This window comes from Flavobacterium sp. MAHUQ-57 (genome assembly GCF_051908335.1).
GTDB lineage: Bacteria > Bacteroidota > Bacteroidia > Flavobacteriales > Flavobacteriaceae > Flavobacterium.
This window is the reverse complement of sequence record NZ_JBPZTE010000007.1, coordinates 1,703,561-1,723,290: the sequence shown is the minus strand read 5'-3', so window position 1 is coordinate 1,723,290 and position 19,730 is coordinate 1,703,561. Positions and strand designations below refer to the sequence as shown.

Annotated in this window: 15 protein-coding genes; 3 read left to right on the top strand and 12 right to left on the bottom strand. The window is 37.8% G+C overall.

Features of this window, described 5'->3' with window-relative positions; translation table 11 throughout:
- Window positions 1-85: 85 nt before the first annotated feature.
- The 7 genes from cysK to ACS8MM_RS15645 all read right to left on the bottom strand — a co-directional run bounded on the left by cysK (window position 86) and on the right by ACS8MM_RS15645 (window position 8,004).
- Window positions 86-997, bottom strand: coding sequence for a cysteine synthase A (cysK, locus tag ACS8MM_RS15675; protein ID WP_379718790.1), 912 nt, complete (start codon window positions 995-997; stop codon window positions 86-88).
- Window positions 998-1,079: 82 nt separating this feature from the next.
- A complete protein-coding gene (gene epsC, locus ACS8MM_RS15670; RefSeq protein WP_379718787.1) occupies window positions 1,080-1,895 on the bottom strand; it encodes a serine O-acetyltransferase EpsC in 816 nt (271 codons plus the stop codon).
- A 1-nt stretch (window position 1,896) separates the two neighbouring features.
- Window positions 1,897-3,129: a sulfate adenylyltransferase subunit 1 gene (locus ACS8MM_RS15665; protein ID WP_379718784.1), complete on the bottom strand. Its 1,233-nt coding sequence runs from the start codon at window positions 3,127-3,129 to the stop codon at window positions 1,897-1,899.
- An 87-nt stretch (window positions 3,130-3,216) separates the two neighbouring features.
- Window positions 3,217-4,122 (bottom strand): sulfate adenylyltransferase subunit CysD, encoded by a 906-nt coding sequence (gene cysD / locus ACS8MM_RS15660; RefSeq protein ID WP_379718781.1) that lies wholly within the window; start codon window positions 4,120-4,122, stop codon window positions 3,217-3,219.
- A gap of 33 nt (window positions 4,123-4,155) precedes the next feature.
- Window positions 4,156-4,848 (bottom strand): phosphoadenylyl-sulfate reductase, encoded by a 693-nt coding sequence (locus ACS8MM_RS15655; RefSeq protein ID WP_379718778.1) that lies wholly within the window; start codon window positions 4,846-4,848, stop codon window positions 4,156-4,158.
- A 496-nt stretch (window positions 4,849-5,344) separates the two neighbouring features.
- Entirely contained in the window at window positions 5,345-6,832 is a 1,488-nt protein-coding gene (locus tag ACS8MM_RS15650) for a PLP-dependent transferase (RefSeq protein WP_379718775.1), read from the bottom strand.
- Window positions 6,832-8,004, bottom strand: a complete 1,173-nt coding sequence (locus tag ACS8MM_RS15645; RefSeq protein WP_379718771.1) for a trans-sulfuration enzyme family protein — start codon at window positions 8,002-8,004, stop codon at window positions 6,832-6,834. The genes ACS8MM_RS15650 and ACS8MM_RS15645 overlap by 1 nt, the downstream gene beginning before the upstream one ends.
- A gap of 508 nt (window positions 8,005-8,512) precedes the next feature.
- Here ACS8MM_RS15645 and metK point away from each other — a divergent pair.
- From metK to ACS8MM_RS15630, 3 genes are all read left to right on the top strand, one after another.
- Complete coding sequence (metK, locus tag ACS8MM_RS15640) at window positions 8,513-9,787, top strand: methionine adenosyltransferase (RefSeq protein WP_379718768.1); 1,275 nt, start codon at window positions 8,513-8,515, stop codon at window positions 9,785-9,787.
- Window positions 9,788-9,867: 80 nt separating this feature from the next.
- Entirely contained in the window at window positions 9,868-10,659 is a 792-nt protein-coding gene (locus ACS8MM_RS15635) for a hypothetical protein (protein ID WP_379718765.1), read from the top strand.
- Window positions 10,659-11,273: a deoxynucleoside kinase gene (locus ACS8MM_RS15630; RefSeq protein WP_379718762.1), complete on the top strand. Its 615-nt coding sequence runs from the start codon at window positions 10,659-10,661 to the stop codon at window positions 11,271-11,273. The genes ACS8MM_RS15635 and ACS8MM_RS15630 overlap by 1 nt, the downstream gene beginning before the upstream one ends.
- 59 nt (window positions 11,274-11,332) lie before the next feature.
- Here the strand turns inward: ACS8MM_RS15630 and ACS8MM_RS15625 are convergent, their stop codons facing one another.
- The 5 genes from ACS8MM_RS15625 to ACS8MM_RS15605 form a co-directional block, all read right to left on the bottom strand.
- Window positions 11,333-13,903 carry a sodium-translocating pyrophosphatase gene (locus tag ACS8MM_RS15625; protein WP_379718759.1) on the bottom strand — a complete coding sequence of 857 codons (2,571 nt, stop codon included), beginning with the start codon at window positions 13,901-13,903 and terminating at the stop codon, window positions 11,333-11,335.
- 113 nt (window positions 13,904-14,016) lie between these two features.
- Window positions 14,017-14,547, bottom strand: a complete 531-nt coding sequence (locus tag ACS8MM_RS15620) for an inorganic diphosphatase (RefSeq protein WP_379718756.1) — start codon at window positions 14,545-14,547, stop codon at window positions 14,017-14,019.
- Window positions 14,548-14,644: 97 nt separating this feature from the next.
- A complete protein-coding gene (locus ACS8MM_RS15615) occupies window positions 14,645-15,310 on the bottom strand; it encodes a DNA-3-methyladenine glycosylase family protein (RefSeq protein ID WP_379718753.1) in 666 nt (221 codons plus the stop codon).
- Complete coding sequence (locus tag ACS8MM_RS15610) at window positions 15,264-17,732, bottom strand: DUF5686 family protein (protein ID WP_379718750.1); 2,469 nt, start codon at window positions 17,730-17,732, stop codon at window positions 15,264-15,266. Before ACS8MM_RS15610 ends, ACS8MM_RS15615 begins: the two co-directional genes overlap by 47 nt.
- 136 nt (window positions 17,733-17,868) lie before the next feature.
- Complete coding sequence (locus tag ACS8MM_RS15605; RefSeq protein WP_379718747.1) at window positions 17,869-18,846, bottom strand: pyruvate dehydrogenase complex E1 component subunit beta; 978 nt, start codon at window positions 18,844-18,846, stop codon at window positions 17,869-17,871.
- Between the last annotated feature and the right edge of the window lie 884 nt (window positions 18,847-19,730).

Sequence of the window (19,730 nt, the reverse complement as noted above, 5' to 3'; positions counted from 1 at the left end):
ATTTCATTTCGAAACAGCATAGATTCTCCCGCCCCGTTCAAAAAAACAAGGTAAAATCTTACTTAGTAAACAATCTGATTATTCTTTAAAAGAGTCCTTCTATAGAAAGATAACGTTCACCGGTATCATAATTAAAGGTCAATACTTTGGCATCATCCGGAAGCGTAGCCACTTTCTTAGCAACCGCAGCCAAAGAAGCACCTGTAGAAATACCTACTAAAATCCCTTCCTGTTTTGCAATAGCACGTGTATATTCAAAAGCTTCTTCTTTACTAACCTGAATGACCTCATCAATTAAATTTCCTTGGTAAATTTCAGGGATGAATCCAGCACCAATACCTTGAATTGGGTGAGGTGACGGAGCACCGCCACTCAAAACCGGAGACAATTCCGGTTCAACAGCAATCACTTTCACATTAGGGAACTTCTCTTTTACTACAGAGGCAACTCCAGTAATATGACCTCCTGTACCTACACCGGTAATGATGTAATCCAATCCTTCAGGGAAATCGACTAAAATTTCCTGAGCCGTTGTTCTTTGGTGTACTTCTACATTCGCCTGATTGGCAAACTGGGATGGCGACCAAGCATTTGGAGTTTGGCTAACCAATTCGTTGGCACGCTCAATAGCACCTTTCATCCCTTTTTCGCGGGGTGTCAGGTCAAATTCAGCACCATAAATTTCCATCAGTTTTCTTCGTTCTACACTCATCGATTCAGGCATTACCAAAACCACTTTGTATCCTTTTACTGCTGCAACTAAAGCCAATCCAATTCCAGTATTTCCAGAAGTTGGTTCAATAATGACACTTTCAGGTTTTAAAATCCCCTTTGCTTCAGCATCTTCGATCATTGCCAAAGCAATACGATCTTTAATACTGTTTCCAGGATTCGTTCGTTCCAACTTAATCCAAATATTTCTATTGGCACCATACAAACTGTTGATTTTTACAACAGGGGTATTCCCTATAGTTTCTAAAATATTATTTGCTTTCATTTCGTTATGTGTTTATTAATTAGTTGTGCTCTATGCTGTCGCCATTCAGGCTCGAGTCATGTGTTGTATTTTTTAATTTTTATTAGATTACGTAATTCAAAGCTTCCGGGAATTCACTTTTCTGTTTGATTTCGATTTCGCTTTTATGGTAAACAAGTGAACCTTGAGGAACCGAATGCGTTAACCAAACATTACCTCCTATTACTGAATTCTCACCAATTACCGTATTTCCTCCCAAAATGGTAGCATTGGCATAAATGGTTACATTACTTTCAATCGTAGGATGCCTTTTAACGGAAACATTATTTTTTGAAACCGATAAAGCACCCAAGGTTACACCTTGATAAATTTTAACATTCTTGCCAATTCTTGCTGTTTCGCCAATTACGATTCCGGTGCCGTGATCGATAAAGAAATTCTCACCGATTTCAGCACCGGGATGAATATCGATTCCAGTGCGACCGTGAACGTATTCTGAAATTACTCTTGGTATGATTGGGATATTCAATTTCCAAAAAACATTGGCAACTCGATACGCTGTGATTGCAAAAAATCCAGGATAGGCAATCAAAACTTCTTCTTTCGATTTCGCCGCCGGATCAAAATTGACAATCGTTTCCAAATCATTGGACAAAACATAATGCAAAGATTCAATCTGGTCGAAAAAATAATTGGAAAACACTACGATCTGATTGGTATCGTCCGTTACTTTGGCTAAAATATCCTGAAGCTTCAATTGAATCAGCTTTTCCCTATTCTGAAAAAATCGATAGCTGTTGTATTCCTGGTCAATATCAAATAACCAGTTGAAAAGTTCGTCAACCCAGTTTTCAATCTGGATTTTATTGATTGGACTTTTTGTCCGCTCTTGATTTCTAGAATATATAGTGTATGACATCTTATAAAAACATTAAGGCTCCAACTGTTGTATAACTAGTTTCATCGATCAGGATTGCATTTCCTGATTTAGGGTTCGTATCAAAAGCATCGTAAAACAATGGCTGGTTGGTTTTCAGGCTGATTTGTGCGATGTCATTCAATCGTATTTCCGTCTCTTCCGTAAATTCCCAATCGTTGATATTCCATTTTTGGTCAACCGACTGAATTTTTACTCTTACATTTTTAAATCGGTGTTGTAACAAATAGGTTTTCCCTAATTGAAAAGGCTGGGTATCCAACCATGAAACCCATGATTTGATTTCATTCGATTCAGTAGGCAATTTATCCGACAACACAATCGTATCTCCACGACTGATATCCACGTCTTTTTCGAAATGCAATACCACATTATCTCCTGCAGATGCTTCCGAAACTTCCTCAAGATTGCGTTCTATTTTTACAATTTTGGTTTCAATTCTTGCAGGAAGAATGGTAACTATATCGCCTACTTTATAAGTTCCGCTCAAGACCAAACCGGCATAGCCTCTGTAATCATGATTTTTCTCATCCTTCGGGCGGATTACCCATTGCACCTGAAATCGGGAAGCCAAATTTTCGGTCGTTGTTAATTCAACCGATTCTAAAGTTTCCAATAACGCCTTTCCGTTGTACCACGGCGTATTGTCTGATTTCTTCACAATGTTATCGCCTACCAAAGCGCTTACAGGGATATACGTCACTTCATCGTACTTCAATTCTTTTTTAATGGTGTCAAAATCGGATTGAATTTGGTTGAAGGTACTTTCCGAATAGTTCAGTAAATCTATTTTATTGACTGCAATAATGGCTTTTTTGATACCCATCAGCGAACCAATACTAGCGTGACGTTTCGTTTGTTCGGTAATTCCTTTTCGTGCATCTACTAAAATGATAATCAAATCCGAATTAGAGGCTCCCGTAATCATGTTTCGGGTATATTGTTCATGTCCTGGCGCATCAGCAATGATGAATTTTCTTTTCTTCGTTGAAAAGTACTTGTAGGCAACATCAATAGTAATTCCTTGCTCACGCTCGGCTCTTAATCCATCGGTAATCAAAGACAAATCGATGTCTACTCCTTCCTGTTTCGTTTGCTTTTGCAAAACACCTAATTGGTCTGTATGTATACTGTCGGAATCGTAAAGCAATCGTCCAATCAAAGTACTTTTGCCGTCATCTACGTTTCCTGCTGTTATAAATCGTAATGTATTCATTTTGAGTTATGAATTATATGTTATGAATGATGAGTTATGGTTTCTAATTCACACAACTCTTTTCTCCCGCTTCTTTTTTCTTGTTTCTTAAAAATACCCTTGTTTTTTTCGGTCTTCCATGGCTGCTTCCGATAATTGATCATCCAATCGGGTTTGACCTCTTTCACTGATTCGAGTTTGGATGATGTCGTCAATGATATCCTGAATCGTTGCTGCATCAGAAGGAACAGCTGCGGTGCACGTCATATCTCCAACAGTTCGGTAACGTACTTTTTCTACCACCACCGTATCGCCTTCCAATGGTTGGATAAACTGTGACGTTGCTACTAATTTATCCTGATGCACAATACACTCTCTTTCGTGAGCGAAATACAGACTCGGCAATTCGATATTGTATTTTTGAATATAGTTCCATACGTCCAATTCGGTCCAGTTACTAATCGGAAACACTCGAACATTATGGCCTTTATGAACTTTCCCATTTAGAATATCCCATAATTCTGGGCGTTGTAATTTGGGATCCCACTGTCCGAAATCATCACGAACCGAAAAGATACGCTCCTTGGCTCTTGCTTTTTCCTCATCTCGACGTGCGCCACCGATGCAGGCATCAAATTCATTTTCCTGAATAGTATCCAGTAAAGAATACGTCTGTAAAGCATTGCGAGATGGGAATCGACCTGCAGTTTCTTTTAAATTGTATTTTTTTATACTGTCTTCCACATTACCTACAATCAGTTTTTCACCTATTTCGTTAACCAATTTGTCTCGGAACGCAATGGCTTCAGGGAAGTTATGTCCGGTATCGATGTGTACCAACGGAAAAGGAAATTTCCCTGGACGAAATGCTTTCAATGCCAAATGCACTAAAACAATCGAATCTTTTCCGCCCGAAAACAATAAAGCGGGTTTCTCAAACTGTGCTGCCGTTTCACGAAGTATATAAATCGCTTCGTTTTCTAATTGTTCTAAATAATCGTTAGTATGACTCATGTGCTATTTCTTATTGCCAAAGGCGTTCTATCTTTATTTGTGTAATCCGCATTCTTTTTTTGATTGATCTTCCCACCACCAGCGTCCTGCTCTGAAATCTTCTCCAGGTTGTACTGCTCGGGTACACGGAGCACAACCAATACTGATAAAATTCTGATCGTGTAATGTATTGTAGGGCACCCCTTTTTGCTGTAAATAATGAACAACATCTTCAGTACTCCAGTGCAACAACGGATGGTATTTGTACAATTGATTTTGCTCGTCCCATTCTATCATTTCCAAACTATTGCGGTTGTCCGATTGTTGTGCACGCAAACCTGTAATCCAAATTTTAGCGTCTTTCAATGCTTTTTTTAATGGCACCACTTTTCGAATGCTACAGCACTCCTTGCGAAGTGCAACAGAATTATAAAAACCATTAATTCCGTTTTTGTTCACATAGGTTTCCAACTCATCAGTATCGGGATAATAAACACGGATAGGCTGATTATACTGTAAGAGGGTTTTGTCCCAAACGGCATACGTCTCTGGAAATAATCGTCCGGTATCCAATGTAAATGCTTCCACATTTTTCAAATTCTGTCCGAATATAGCATGACTAATCACCTGATCCTCGATACCGAAACTGGTCGAAAACACAATTCTTCCCTCAAAATTTTCGGAAAGAAACCGCAATCCCTCTTCCAGATTTTCTTTTTGCGCTAATTGTTCTAAAAAAATATTCATTTGTTTTTGTTTGTTGTTGTAAAAAAAAAGTCCTTTTGGAACTATTACCAAAAGGACTTTGCAGTTGAACTATAACTAAATTAAGTCTTTTCTATAGGGTAATAGCGAATCTGAGCGCTTTTACAGCACTTCTTGCAACAGCAAGCACACATTCTATAAGTTACACCATTTCCCATTTCCTTTATTTTTATAATCGTATTGAAACAAAAAAACCTCTGCTGTCGGCAGAGGTTTTAAATATGTATTGTTTGACAAGTTTATGCAATACAGTCCTCTGCGGAAGTCTTCCACATATAACAACATGTAATGCAAATTGTTTGTCTCATCTTTACTTGAATTATCTCTGCAAATGTAGATTATTTTTCTTTAATCACAAATTTAAAAGAATATTTTTCTGTATTTTATTTGAAATTAAGCATTGTTTAGATTTAAATTCTAAACACTTTTACTATTGCCGAATGATTTTTTACAAAAACAACACTATACAATGCTTTTATCAATCCGGAAACACTTCATTAAAAACCTTAACAATTGACGCAATAGATTCATTCCCTACAGAAATCCTCAAAATATCAGGACTCATTCCTTTTTCTTGAAGTAACGCTACTCCTTCTTCCGACTGAGTCAAATCATAATGCGCCAAATACACATAAGGCATCACCAAGGTAAATTCTGTACCCAAACTAGGACCTTTCGCCACTTGTAGCATATTATAGTAACCCGCTATACTCTCTTCCAACTCAATAGTAACTAAACCCGGGATCATTTCCGAAGTAGCAATACGAGTGTAATACTCCAATGAATTTTCTTCCAGAACACTCCATACTTTTTTTATTGCTTTCTTTTGCTGCAACAAAGCAATCAGTTGTTTGGTATTTTCTGAAGACTGCTTTACTCTTTTTTTATAGCCCGTAATTTCAAATCCCAAACGTTCTATTTCTCCTTGAAACGGCTTAATTAAAAATTTCTCGAAAAAGTCAATACCTATTCCAGATTGTTCCGAAACCACAATCGCACCCATTAAAACATCTGCATGACCACAAGCGAACTTTGACAAACTTTCCACAGCCACATCACAATACTTTAAAATCGAGGCATTGAAAGGCGTAATCAATGTCGCATCCAAAACTAGTTTGACCTGGTATTTTTGGCAAAGAGCATACAACCCAACAATATCAACACATTGAATTTTTGGATTGGAAACCACTTCCGTAATCACTACCGAAACGCTACCATGATTTTCTTTAAGCCAACCTTCCAACTGGTTCAAATCATGTACATTTACCTGCAAATAAGTTGATCCACTTCGCTTTTCAATTACTTCCATCGTGTCTACATACAACCAACCCAATTGAACAATAGTATCTTTCCCTAAAGTTCTTCCAGCAACACTCAAAGCCTCACATACGGCAAAAAAAGCATTGGCTCCGGAATTGGTTAGCACTACATTCTCAGTTTTGCATGCATAAGCATCAGATAAAACCGAATGGATAGTAGTATATGCAGTATCAAAATTCAAAGTTTCCTCAAAAAAAGACTGTTGTAAAACACCCAATGTTACTAAAGTAGATTCTGCCTGACGCGAGCTGATAATCAATCCGGCATTTCGGATATAATCTTTAATTGATTGAATTCGACTATCCCCTTGATGCAACAACACGAAGACATTCCCTTCTAGTTCAATATAATCCAAGCTATCTTCTATAAGATACGACAGTATGGAATAGGCTTTCATAGAAGTAATCGGAAGCACAACCAAATCGCTAGACACTTCGTAACGTTGCACTACATAATCCAACAGCAGCTGTACTTGTTGATTCCTGAAAAAACGTGGATATCCAGACTTCATTTTAGATACTACGCGTAACTCGCCTTCTTCATAGCCAATCACATCATCAAGTGCTGGCAAACTCACAGAAACTGCATGCGGATTATCAAAAGGCACCGACTCTCCACAAGGAATATGACATAAATACTCGCTCATTATTCCACACATTTTAAAACCACTGACGCGATAGCTTGTTGCAAATCCTGAATTAAATCTTCAGTATCTTCCAAACCAACAGATATTCGCACAGTTGCTTTCGTTAATCCAATTTTTTTCAAATCTTCTTCCGAATAAGTAGCATGACTCATTCTTGCCGGAATCTCCAATCGAGAATCGGCTGTACCGAAAGACACTTTTTCACCAAACAACTTGGTGTTTTTAATCACAGCTTCCGCTAACTCTTCGCTTTCCAATTGTACTGTCAAAACGGAAGGCACAATTTTCATCTGCTTTTTTACCAACGCATACTGTGGATGCGAGGGTAATCCGGGAAATTTCACATCAATTACTTCTGGAATTTTCAATAAGTAGTCGGCCAAACGCAAAGCACTTTGTTCCTGTGTTTTCATTCTGTACACCAATGTTGGCAGACCCAACGATACCAGGAAAACATCAAACGGACTTTGTGCTCTTCCCTGTGCATTGGAGAAATACTGTAATTTTTCAGCCCAATGAGGAGATTTAGCAATGATAGCTCCCGCCACAACACTGCCGTGACCGGATATAAACTTGGTTGCCGAAAACAAAGAAAAATCTGCCCCCAAATCCAACGGACGTTGTGAAGCAAAGGTTGCCATACTATTATCAACAGCAAACAAGGATTCATATTTTTTTGCCAATGCAGCAATACACTGTAGATCAACAATCTTCAATCCAGGATTGGTTGGCGATTCACACAACACCAATCGTATTGCATATTGAGCTAAGATTTCCTCTACTTCATTTTCATCCGTGAAATCGGCATAAAACGTTTTGATATTATTCTTTTCAAAAAGCACATTTAATAAACGATACGTCCCACCATAGCAATCTTTCTCCACTAAAACCGAATCACCTGATTTCAAAACTGTCTCAAACAATAAAGAAATAGCCGCAATACCGGTATTCGTACACACCCCACCTGCACCATTCTCGGCTTGGGTAAATATCTCTTCCAGCGCATTTCTAGTAGGATTATCAGTTCTTGAATAATCGTACATTTTGTCACCACCCAATTGACGCTTCAAATCAAAAGTAGCCGTATTGTAAATTGGGAGATGTGTTGCTCCATAAGCGTCTATGGTACCACAGTGTTGTGTAATGTTAGCCAATAATGTTTCCAGTTGCATTGTTGTGTTGTTTAGATTTAGTAAAAAAAAACCTCTGCTTATGCAGAGGTGAGTATAGTTTGTAATCGAATTTATACCATAGCATCCTCTGCGGAATTCCTCCACATCATCATGAATGCCATCATCGTTCTAAATTCTTTCATTGGTGTTTTATTTCAACAAGGCAAAATTAGAAATATTTTCTTTTTAAAAAACATTTGTAGATTATTTTTCTGTTTTTTGTTATTTAAATTCATTTAAATAGATTTTCATTCCAAACAATTCTGTTTAAACAAAATTAAAATCCTAAGAAACAGTAATTCACGCGGTTAAATTTCAGTGAGTTATAAAAAATTACGTTAATATTAATTTACAATTCAAAATCCTTTCTTACATTTGCACTCGAAAATCGAGAGGAAAAATTTGAACTGATTGCGACCTCATTAAAAAAATGCTAAAGCAGTAACTACTACTCTTTAGGCAATCCCTGCAATTATTTCCTCACTTAATAAATTTAAAATTAAATTTTATGGCTTATTTATTTACGTCAGAATCAGTGAGCGAAGGGCATCCAGACAAAGTGGCTGACCAAATTAGCGACGCTCTAATCGATAACTTCCTAGCTTTTGACCCAGAGTCAAAAGTGGCTTGCGAAACTTTAGTAACTACAGGACAAGTGATTCTTGCCGGAGAGGTAAAATCAAAAACGTATTTGGACGTACAAAGCATTGCACGTGAAGTAATCAAAAAAATTGGTTATACCAAAAGCGAATATATGTTCGAAGCCAATTCTTGTGGCGTATTGTCTGCCATTCATGAGCAATCAGACGATATCAACCGTGGTGTTGACCGTATCACTGCTGTAACTGATTTTGAAACCAAAGCAAACGCTCAAGGTGCTGGTGACCAAGGTATCATGTTCGGATACGCTACAAATGAAACACAAGACTATATGCCATTGGCTTTAGACTTGTCTCACAAACTATTACAAGAGTTAGCCGACTTAAGAAGAGAAAATTCTGCTATCACGTATTTACGCCCAGACGCTAAATCTCAAGTAACTTTAGAATACGACGACAACAACAAACCGGTTAGAATTGACGCAATCGTAATCTCTACTCAACACGATGATTTCGCTGAAGAAACTGAAATGTTGGCTAAAATCAAAAAAGACATCATCGATATTTTAATTCCAAGAATCATTGCCAAATACCCTCAGTACGCGCATTTATTCAATGATAAAATCGAATACCACATCAATCCAACTGGTAAATTCGTAATCGGAGGACCTCACGGAGATACTGGCTTAACTGGAAGAAAAATCATCGTAGATACGTATGGCGGAAAAGGTGCTCACGGTGGTGGTGCTTTTTCTGGAAAAGACCCTTCTAAAGTTGACCGTTCTGCCGCATACGCTACACGTCACATCGCTAAAAACTTAGTTGCCGCAGGTGTAGCTGACGAAGTATTAGTACAAGTATCTTATGCAATTGGAGTAGCTAAACCTTGTAACGTTTATGTAAACACTTACGGAACAGCGAAAAACGGCTTAACCGATGTTCAAATCTCTGAAAAAGTAAATGAATTATTCGATTTAAGACCTTACGCTATCGAACAACGTTTGAAATTAAGAACACCTATCTATAGCGAAACTGCCGCTTACGGACACATGGGTCGTAAAAATGAAGTCGTAACTAAAAACTTTGTTTCTCCTTCTGGTGAGAAAAAAGAAGTACAAGTAGAATTGTTTACTTGGGAAAAATTAGACTTTGTTGACAAAATTAAAGCAGCTTTCGGAATCTAATTCTGAATCCAAATACCTATAAAAATCCCGATTCGTCGGGATTTTTTATTTTAGATAAATTAAATCGTAAATTAGCAGATATGAAAAAGATGCTGCTTTTACTATTTACATTGTACACTGTATTTGGTTTTTCTCAATACACTAATCCTGTCGCTTCTAAAATGGGAACGCAATTCATTCAAGCTGACAACTATTGGGGTGAAGACTCTTATGGCGCGCAATACTTCACAAAAGACAATGTGCTTTTTAAAAAAAACAAGGACAGCTTCTTACAATACAAAAATGTATCTCTTGGAAAAATCACACGGGTAGATTTTCAAAATCCATTGCGCATAGTGCTTTTCTACCAAGATTTCAATACTATAGTTGCACTAGACAATCAGCTAAATGAAGTCCAAAAAAACAATCTGTCCGAACTTCCTTCAGGACTAACAGCTACCGCCGCCGGAATAGCTTCTCAAAACAATTATTGGGTTTTTGACATGAACACCCTTCAACTCAACTTATACAACTATATCAAAAACACAACTCAGCTAATTGGCAACAACTTCTCCAAAAACATCCTGAGCTATTCCACAGATTTTAATTATTTCTATTGGATTGATGAAGAAAAAAAATTCTTTAGATCCGACATCTTCGGAAAGAAAGAATTCATAAGTAACCTACCTCAATACGACCAAGTCTTCATTTGCAACGACACCTTGATTCTCTATAAATTGCAGGAAAAATTGTACTTTTTCGACGTAAAGCAAAGCAAATCAATTCCTGTGAAAGAAGTTGAAAATTCCTTTAAAAGTTTCTACTATAAAAACCAAAATTTAGCTATTTTTACCTCCGAAGGAATCACCAATTATAAAATCAATTTACCATAATGCATATAGCAGTTGCAGGAAATATCGGCGCAGGAAAAACTACGTTAACACGACTTTTAGCGAAACATTTTAAATGGGAACCACATTTCGAAGATGTAGTAGACAATCCATACCTTGACGATTTTTACCACTCCATGGAACGTTGGAGTTTCAATCTTCAAATCTATTTCCTCAACAGTCGATTCCGTCAGATTTTACAAATCCGTCAAAGCGGAAAAAAAATCATCCAAGACAGAACCATCTATGAAGATTCTCACATCTTTGCTCCGAATCTTCACGCTATGGGATTGATGACCAACAGAGATTTTGAAAACTACAAATCATTGTTCGAACTAATGGAAACTATGGTAGAAGCTCCTGATTTATTAATTTACTTGAGAAGTTCTATACCGAATTTGGTAAAACAAATCCATATGCGTGGCCGCGATTACGAGAACACCATCTCTATTGACTATTTAAGCCGCTTAAACGAACGTTATGAAGCATGGATACAAAGTTACACCAAAGGAAAGCTTTTAATCATTGACGTAGACAATATTGACTTTGTAAACAACCCCGAAGATTTAGGAATGATCATCAACAAAATTGACGCCGAAATCAACGGATTGTTCTAAATACAAACAAAAAAAGCCCGCCTAACTAATAGACGGGCTTTTTTATTTTCCTTATTTCTTTACTCCTTCTGAGAATCAATCTTTGCTTTTACTTCTGCTTCAGTACCGGTTACTTTCGTAACTTCTTCTTTACCATTCATTGTGGTGGTAATAGTAGCAGTAACTGTCCCGTCGTCATTTTTTTCCATAATGACTTTTTTAGACACTTCTTTTTTCATCATACCATCTGCACAACAAGCCATTGCACATCCTTCCACCGCTTTGAATTTGCCGTCTGCTCCAAAATGCGCCATACAAACTGCTTTTTCTTCAGCACTACAACCCATTTCATCACACATCTTAGCACATTCCTCCTTAGTCATCATGGCCAATTTAGAAGGGTCACATTTCATTGTTTTTGCCTCACATTTTTCTGTTGCTGCACAACAAGACCCTTTCGCCGTAGATTCATGAGCACCATTTCCTAAAATTGGCGCAATCACCAAGCCGATCAAACACGTCAATTTGATTAAAATATTCATTGATGGACCAGAAGTATCTTTAAATGGATCTCCAACAGTATCTCCAGTCACCGCCGCCTTATGCGCATCAGAACCTTTATACGTCATTTCGCCATTAATCATCACACCAGCCTCAAACGATTTCTTCGCGTTATCCCAAGCACCTCCTGCATTATTTTGGAATACAGCCCAAAGTACACCCGAAACGGTAACACCAGCCATATAACCGCCAAGCATTTCCGCAATCAACTGATGGTTATCGCTATACACCAACAAGCCCAACAAAACAATAGCAATCGGAAATCCAATCGTTAAAATTCCAGGCAACATCATTTCACGCAATGCCGCTTTAGTGGAAATTTCCACACATTTACCATACTCAGGCTTGCCCGTTCCTTCCATAATACCAGGAATCTCTTTAAACTGACGACGTACCTCATACACCATATCCATAGCTGCTTTACCCACCGAATTCATAGCCAAAGCTGAGAAAACCACAGGAATCATTCCTCCCACAAACAACATCGCCAATACCGGCGCTTTGAAGATGTTAATTCCATCAATTCCGGTAAAGGTAACATAAGCCGCAAACAACGCCAACGATGTCAATGCCGCCGAAGCAATCGCAAATCCTTTTCCTGTAGCCGCTGTCGTATTTCCAACAGAATCCAAAATATCAGTACGAGTACGTACTTCTTTTGGCAATTCACTCATTTCAGCAATTCCTCCAGCGTTATCAGAAATAGGCCCGAAAGCATCAATCGCTAATTGCATCGCTGTAGTAGCCATCATTGCCGAAGCCGCTAAAGCTACCCCATAGAATCCTGCCAAAGCATACGATATCCAAATCGCAGCTGCAAACAATAAAACAGTAGGGAATGTAGAAATCATACCAGTTGCCAAACCAGCAATCACGTTGGTCCCTGCACCTGTACTCGACTTTTGAACAATCGCCATAACCGGTTTTGTTCCCAATCCTGTATAATATTCAGTTACGGAAGAAATCACACCTCCAACAATCAATCCAACAATAGTAGCGTAAAACACACGCATTGATGAAATTTGTTGTGAGCCTTCACCGAAGAACTCCATAGTCATTACTTCCGGAAGCATATAACGCACCAAAAAGAAACAAGACACTGCTGTCAAACCAATGGAAACCCAGTTGCCAATATTCAACGCTCCCTGCACTTGCTTTTCTTTCGCATCATTACTGTTGATTTTCACCAACATCGTTCCGATGATAGAAAACAAAATACCGAAACCTGCAATCGCCATTGGTAATAAAATAGGTCCGATACCATTGAACGCATCATCAATTTTACCACCCATATCGGTAATAACGTAATTCCCCAATACCATAGCTGCAAGTACTGTCGCCACATACGAACCGAACAGGTCGGCACCCATACCGGCAACATCTCCCACATTATCCCCTACGTTATCCGCAATAGTTGCCGGATTACGAGGATCATCCTCTGGGATTCCCGCTTCTACCTTACCAACCAAGTCAGCACCCACATCGGCAGCTTTAGTATAAATACCTCCACCCACACGAGCAAATAAAGCAATGGATTCTGCACCAAGAGAAAAACCGGCCAATGTTTCCAAAACCACAGTCATGTCTTCCGATGAAGTCCAAACACCACCCATAAAGAAATGAAAGAAAAAGATAAAAAACGAAGTCAGCCCCAAAACAGCCAAACCAGCTACACCCAATCCCATTACCGTTCCACCACCAAAAGAAACCTTCAATGCTTGTGGCAAACTAGTACGAGCCGCTTGTGTTGTTCTTACATTCGTCTTGGTAGCAATCTTCATCCCCATATTTCCCGCCAGGGCAGAAAAAATGGCACCAAAAATAAATGCCACTACTATTAATAAATGTGTTTTCACACCCGGTACAAAAGTTATTCCTGCTAAAACCAAACTCGCCCCAATAACGAAGAAAGTCAATAATCGGTATTCTGCTTTCAGAAATGCCAGGGCGCCTTCGTAAATATAATCTGAAATCTCTTTCATCTTACCGTCGCCGGCATCCTGTTTGAGCACCCAAGCCCTTTTGGCAGCCATAAAAGCTAGCCCAATTAATGCCATAATTATTGGCACATAAATCATCATTGAATTCATAAAATTGTTTTTGGTTAGTTATTTATATTCGTAAATATATGGAAATCAATACAAATAAAAAAGGCAACATTCCATAAAAAAATGTTGCCTTTTCACTAACCAAAAACAAAAAACTATCTTATACTGAATAAACCTTCTGGTTTATTTTCGATGGCATTAAAACGATCAATACACTCTTTTAAGATTTGTTGCGCTTCTTTCACATCACCCCATCCTTGTACATCAACTTGTTTGTTCTCCAAATCTTTGTAAACTTCAAAGAAGTGCTCAATCTCTTTCAATAAGTGTGGATTCATGTCTGACAAATCATTCAATTTGTTCCAAATAGGATCAGAAACCGGTACACAGATTACTTTTTCATCCGGTCCTTTATCATCTGCCATGTGGAACACTCCAATTGGCTTCACCTCAATTACACAACCTGGAAAAGTTGGCTTAGTTACCAATACCAAAACATCCAATGGATCACCATCCAATGCTAAAGTTTCTGGAATAAAACCATAATCAGCCGGATACATCATTGAAGAAAACAACATACGGTCGAAACGCATTCTTTTCATTTCGAAATCGTACTCATACTTGTTACGGCTTCCACGTGGAATTTCAACTAAAACGTCGAAAGTTTGTATTTTATCTGCAGTCATTTTACTCTCCTTTTTTATTTTGAGGGTGCAAAAGTACGCAAAAAGTTAGAAGTAAAAAGACTGTAAAGGAAAGTTTTTTTTAAAAAATAATCATTTCTTAATACTGATAGGTAATTTTCCTACCTCTTTTCTGTAAATAGTGATGCCAAAGCAAAAAAGAAGCATACGTTTTATAAGGCGACCAACGTTGTGCGTAATCATCCATTGCTGTTTTATCATGAATATCCAACAGCTCTTTCATAGTATTTACCAAAGCAACATCACCTAACGGCAATATATCTTCTTTCTTAAGACAGAACATCAGGTACACATCAATGGTCCAGTTCCCTATTCCTTTTAATTGAATCAATTCAGCACGCACCTCATCAGAGGTTTTAGAAGATAACGTACTCAAATCAATGGTTTTCTCCAAAACCGCTTCCGATAAACATTTGATGTATTTTGCTTTCTGACGACTTACGCCAAAAGATCGAAATTCCTCTTCTGTTAAATCCACCAATACCAACGGCTCTATAGTCAAAACTTTTTCCCGCATTCGCAAAAAGGTCGCTTTGGCCGAATCGATAGAAACTTGTTGTTCCAATATAAGGAGCACCAACGTTTCAAATCCTTCCGGTCTAGACGGAATAATTTCCGGCAAACCATAGGTAGCGATGATTTGCCGAAATATAGTGTCTTTTTTTGCTAAATACCGAAATGCTTCCTCCATGAATGAATTAGAAATAGAATCCGAAGCCTCCTTTAACTGTGAATTTTTTAGCATCAGGCAATTCCAAATAATTTCCTCTCCACGCAAAGTCAATTCGGAATACTTTGAAAATATTCGCCACACCGGCATGGTATTCCCAATACCCTTTTGTTGGTGCTAAATACGTAATTCCTGAAGCATTGATTGCTTTGTTTTCATCCGACACACTTCCGTATACCGCTTTAACTCCAACAATTTCTCTCCAATTCAATTTCTTCATGAAAGGGATTCTAGAAAAGATTCTTCCGTTAAAATGATGCTCCAAATGCAATGAAGTATATTGATCGGTGATAAACTCATAATAGTTCATCAAATTATAAGTGTTGTCAATCACAAAATACGATTGGTTACCCGGAACAACTGCCATTAAGCCCAATGGTACCTTGCCAAATATCTTTCCGGTTTCAAAAGTAGTAAACAAACGCCCCATACCTCCCATATAAATTGGCTGACGGTAGTACAATTGCAGTTTACTATAATTAAAATCACTATTAAAAAGCCCTTTAACTCCTTGACTGTAATTCACAAAAATTCGAGAATAATTATTATCTACTTCCAATCGCTCCACACCAAATCCCACCGTCTTGCGTTTCGGAGTATAATCAAACCCAAAAGTCAATTCCGACTGTTTGATTTCAGAAAAAACATTTCCATCTTTTATATAATTCAGACTAAAGGTAGACGAAGCGGTTTCCAATGTACGATACGAAAATCCTGTTTTGAAAATCAAACTTTTTACCGGTTCGATTTCAGCAGTGACCGATGTCAAATTCACATTGGTCAATTTACTATTATCCCCACTGGCAAATACAGAAGAAGACGCAAAGCTTCTGCCTAACACATCATTCGAAGTCGTCAGACTCACTCCAATCTGCTCCACATCTCTTCGGTTACCTACAGCAAGTATCAAACGATTCTTTTTATTCACCATCCACTTACCGGAAATTCCGTATTTGAACTTATCGTCTTTAAAACCATACGCCGTATAGCCTTCTATTCTCCACAAATCGTTGGCACCAAAGTAAGTTCGCGCCCCAAAACGGAGACGTTGCCCTTCCACATCATTATTTCCAAAAATGGAATAAATAGGCCCTAAATCAAAGTTTCCTTTTTGAATATAACCACTGGCCAAAATCGTCGTCAGGTTATACATCTGCTTGAATTTCTTGACCGTTTTGAGGGTATCCAACATTTTATACACACCCAACTCATCCTTACTCAGGTTTTCCATTCGGTTCTCTTCCCAGAAAGCTTCGTCCCGCTTGAATGCCTTAGGATCGAAATCATTGACACTTTCTTTATAAAACTTATCTGGTTTTTCTTCGTTGAATTTATGATCGCTGTAAATAGTCGTTCGCTTTCCATACACCCCTTTCGAAGTTTCTTTCTTACTCAAAGAAAAATCAGACATCATGTAATCTCTCTTCAATAGAAAAACAGAATCATTCAATACATCAAATTCCTGCTCAATATAAATATCTTTCACCCAGTTGATGTTCGCACTTTTTGAGGCCGCTAAATTGATTTTCTTAATCGCAAAAGTGGTATCGTTCACCCAAAAGTCTCCCTTGAATGTCAATTCATTTTTACGACGCGGATAGAACACAATGTTGTAACACCATTTGTTATCAATCATCGTACTATCGGTTAGCACATAATTGTAGGTATTGATTCCGGTTTTAGACAACGGACTCACAAAGTTCTTATCGAAAAAGTTCAGGTAGTTATTGTAAATATCATAATCCGAATACAAATCCTTGATAAAAGTTTCTACACCAGCTCCTTCACCAAGTCCAGAGTTTTTATTCCCTACCAATACCTCTTTTCTCTTCCCTTTAGGATTATCACCATACACATCGTACAATGATTCATTGATAAAAATGGGCAAATAGGTTTTCCCGGTAATCTTTGAAGTATCCACCTGTTTGAAGATAAACTCCAATCCTTTAAACACTCTATTTTTCATAAAAGCCGAATCAATAGAATTCATATCAAATTCTACTTTTTCGTACTTCTTCATGGCGTATTGATTGAACTTATACAAACCATTGGAACGCTTCTTCTCCCATATTTTTCGGAGAATATCCAAGGCCGGATTGTTCTTTTTAGATGTTTTTCCGGCATAAACCTTCACTTCTTCCAATTGGTTCGATCCTTTAAAAACGACTTTAAGTCCGTAACTAACCGGTTTATCCAATTTTATTTCGGTAGTTTGAAATCCAACATAGGAAACCACCAAAACGCTATGGTTGTTTTCCGACTGAATATAAAAACGTCCGTTTTCATCCGAAGTAACACATTCACGCGTTCCTTTAAAACACACATTCGCATAAGGTACGGTTAAATTAGTGTCATCATAAATAACACCACTCACCTTGGTCTGAGCCAATAATGAAACCGAAAATAGTAGGTATAAGAGGGCAAAAATTTTCTTCATAATAAAAAAACTCTGTCCAAACGACAGAGTTCCAAATATAGTTATTTTTTAGAGTATTGGATTTTCCGACGCTTCGATTTTTAGATTTCTATTCCCAAGGAATCCAATCATCCAACTGTCCAACAATCTTATAATCTTATTTATACATTACTTTTTTAACAGCTTTTACAACATCTTCCGCATTTGGCAACCATTCTTTCAACAATGTTGGTGAATAAGGTGCCGGAGCATCTGCTGTTGTAATACGCTGAACCGGAGCATCCAAATAATCGAACGCTCTTTCCTGAACCATATAGGTAATTTCAGAAGCTACTGAAGCAAATGGCCACGCCTCTTCCAATACTACCAAACGATTGGTTTTCTTTACTGAGTTGATGATACAATCATAATCCATCGGACGCACTGTACGCAAGTCAATAATCTCACAAGAAATACCTTCTTTTTCCAATTCATCTGCAGCAACAAAAGCTTCTTTGATGATTTTACCGAAAGAAACGATAGTTACATCCTTTCCTTCTCTCTTGATATCAGCTACTCCAAGAGGAATGATATATTCTCCATCAGGCACTTCTCCTTTATCGCCATACATTTGCTCTGATTCCATGAAGATAACCGGGTCATTATCACGGATAGCTGCTTTCAATAAACCTTTGGCATCATAAGGTGTAGAAGGAACAACTACTTTCAATCCCGGTGTATTGGCAAACCAGTTCTCAAAAGCTTGTGAGTGTGTAGCTCCTAATTGTCCCGCAGAAGCTGTAGGACCACGGAATACCATCGGCATTGGAAATTGTCCAGCCGACATCTGACGCATTTTTGCCGCGTTATTGATAATCTGATCGATTCCAACCAATGAGAAGTTGAAAGTCATGAATTCAACGATTGGACGACAACCGTTCATTGCTGAACCCACTGCAATACCAGCGAAACCTAATTCTGCAATCGGCGTATCGATAACTCTTTTTGGTCCAAATTCATCCAGCATTCCTTTAGAAGCCTTATATGCTCCATTGTACTCCGCTACTTCTTCACCCATTAAATATACCGATTCGTCACGACGCATCTCTTCGCTCATCGCTTCGCAAACTGCTTCTCTAAATTGTATAGTTCTCATATAATATATGTATCTCTGTAAAATTGAACCGCAAAAATAAAAAATTAAAATGAGTTAGAAGGTGAGATTATTAGATTTTTAGACCGTTAGACTCTCAAACCGCTCAGACTGTTCTATTTTTCACATTATCACCACTCCCAATTACAGGAGATACTTCAATTTTACAGTAAAGCGCATACCAATGAAAATATCAATTTCCCTTATCTGTTTTCCATTCCTGGCATTCATAGTATTTATAATAATTTAAGCAATACAATCGCACAACAAAAACAAGGATTTTGAAAAACATACACAAAATCAGAAATACAAAGAGCTAAAGAACAAAAGTCAAGAAAACAAAAAAATGACTATTGGCAAATACATTTCACAAACCGCAGATAAAAAGTAGAATTACATTATCTATCACCGAAACAATAAAGAATTTAAAGCAAACATTGGAATCTTACCTCCAGAAATCACAACAAAAGATAGGGGAAATTTTACCGAATTACCTATTCAGACAACTATGAAGGCATCATAAAAATAGAACCTAATCAGGAAGTTACAGACACCACCGAAATACTACTTGCTGGCTTCACAAAATATGACATAGGAAGAGCTACCGACGCATTTTTCAGCACTAACTGAAAACGACTAAACTGTTCGGCTTCCAAATCTTATGATTACAAATCACAAACAGGCGAAGCGATTATTGAAAAAGTCGAAACCCGAAATTTCACAACTAAACTCAAAATTCTCAAGCATTCAACTTTAAACCTTAAACCCTTAAAAGACACAACCCATATATAGCGTATATATGGCGTATATATGCCGTATATATGCCGTATATATGTCGTATATATGTCGTGTATATCGCGTATATACGTTCCGTTTCATTTTACTAT

Excerpts from the sequence above, each read along its gene's own strand:
- cysK (WP_379718790.1), bottom strand. The coding sequence starts at position 997 with ATGAAAGCAAATAATATTTTAGAAACTATAGGGAATACCCCTGTTGTA.
- epsC (WP_379718787.1), bottom strand. The coding sequence starts at position 1,895 with ATGTCATACACTATATATTCTAGAAATCAAGAGCGGACAAAAAGTCCA.
- ACS8MM_RS15665 (WP_379718784.1), bottom strand. The coding sequence starts at position 3,129 with ATGAATACATTACGATTTATAACAGCAGGAAACGTAGATGACGGCAAA.
- cysD (WP_379718781.1), bottom strand. The coding sequence starts at position 4,122 with ATGAGTCATACTAACGATTATTTAGAACAATTAGAAAACGAAGCGATT.
- ACS8MM_RS15655 (WP_379718778.1), bottom strand. The coding sequence starts at position 4,848 with ATGAATATTTTTTTAGAACAATTAGCGCAAAAAGAAAATCTGGAAGAG.
- ACS8MM_RS15650 (WP_379718775.1), bottom strand. The coding sequence starts at position 6,832 with ATGAGCGAGTATTTATGTCATATTCCTTGTGGAGAGTCGGTGCCTTTT.
- ACS8MM_RS15645 (WP_379718771.1), bottom strand. The coding sequence starts at position 8,004 with ATGCAACTGGAAACATTATTGGCTAACATTACACAACACTGTGGTACC.
- metK (WP_379718768.1), top strand. The coding sequence starts at position 8,513 with ATGGCTTATTTATTTACGTCAGAATCAGTGAGCGAAGGGCATCCAGAC.
- ACS8MM_RS15635 (WP_379718765.1), top strand. The coding sequence starts at position 9,868 with ATGAAAAAGATGCTGCTTTTACTATTTACATTGTACACTGTATTTGGT.
- ACS8MM_RS15630 (WP_379718762.1), top strand. The coding sequence starts at position 10,659 with ATGCATATAGCAGTTGCAGGAAATATCGGCGCAGGAAAAACTACGTTA.
- ACS8MM_RS15625 (WP_379718759.1), bottom strand. The coding sequence starts at position 13,903 with ATGAATTCAATGATGATTTATGTGCCAATAATTATGGCATTAATTGGG.
- ACS8MM_RS15620 (WP_379718756.1), bottom strand. The coding sequence starts at position 14,547 with ATGACTGCAGATAAAATACAAACTTTCGACGTTTTAGTTGAAATTCCA.
- ACS8MM_RS15615 (WP_379718753.1), bottom strand. The coding sequence starts at position 15,310 with ATGCTAAAAAATTCACAGTTAAAGGAGGCTTCGGATTCTATTTCTAAT.
- ACS8MM_RS15610 (WP_379718750.1), bottom strand. The coding sequence starts at position 17,732 with ATGAAGAAAATTTTTGCCCTCTTATACCTACTATTTTCGGTTTCATTA.
- ACS8MM_RS15605 (WP_379718747.1), bottom strand. The coding sequence starts at position 18,846 with ATGAGAACTATACAATTTAGAGAAGCAGTTTGCGAAGCGATGAGCGAA.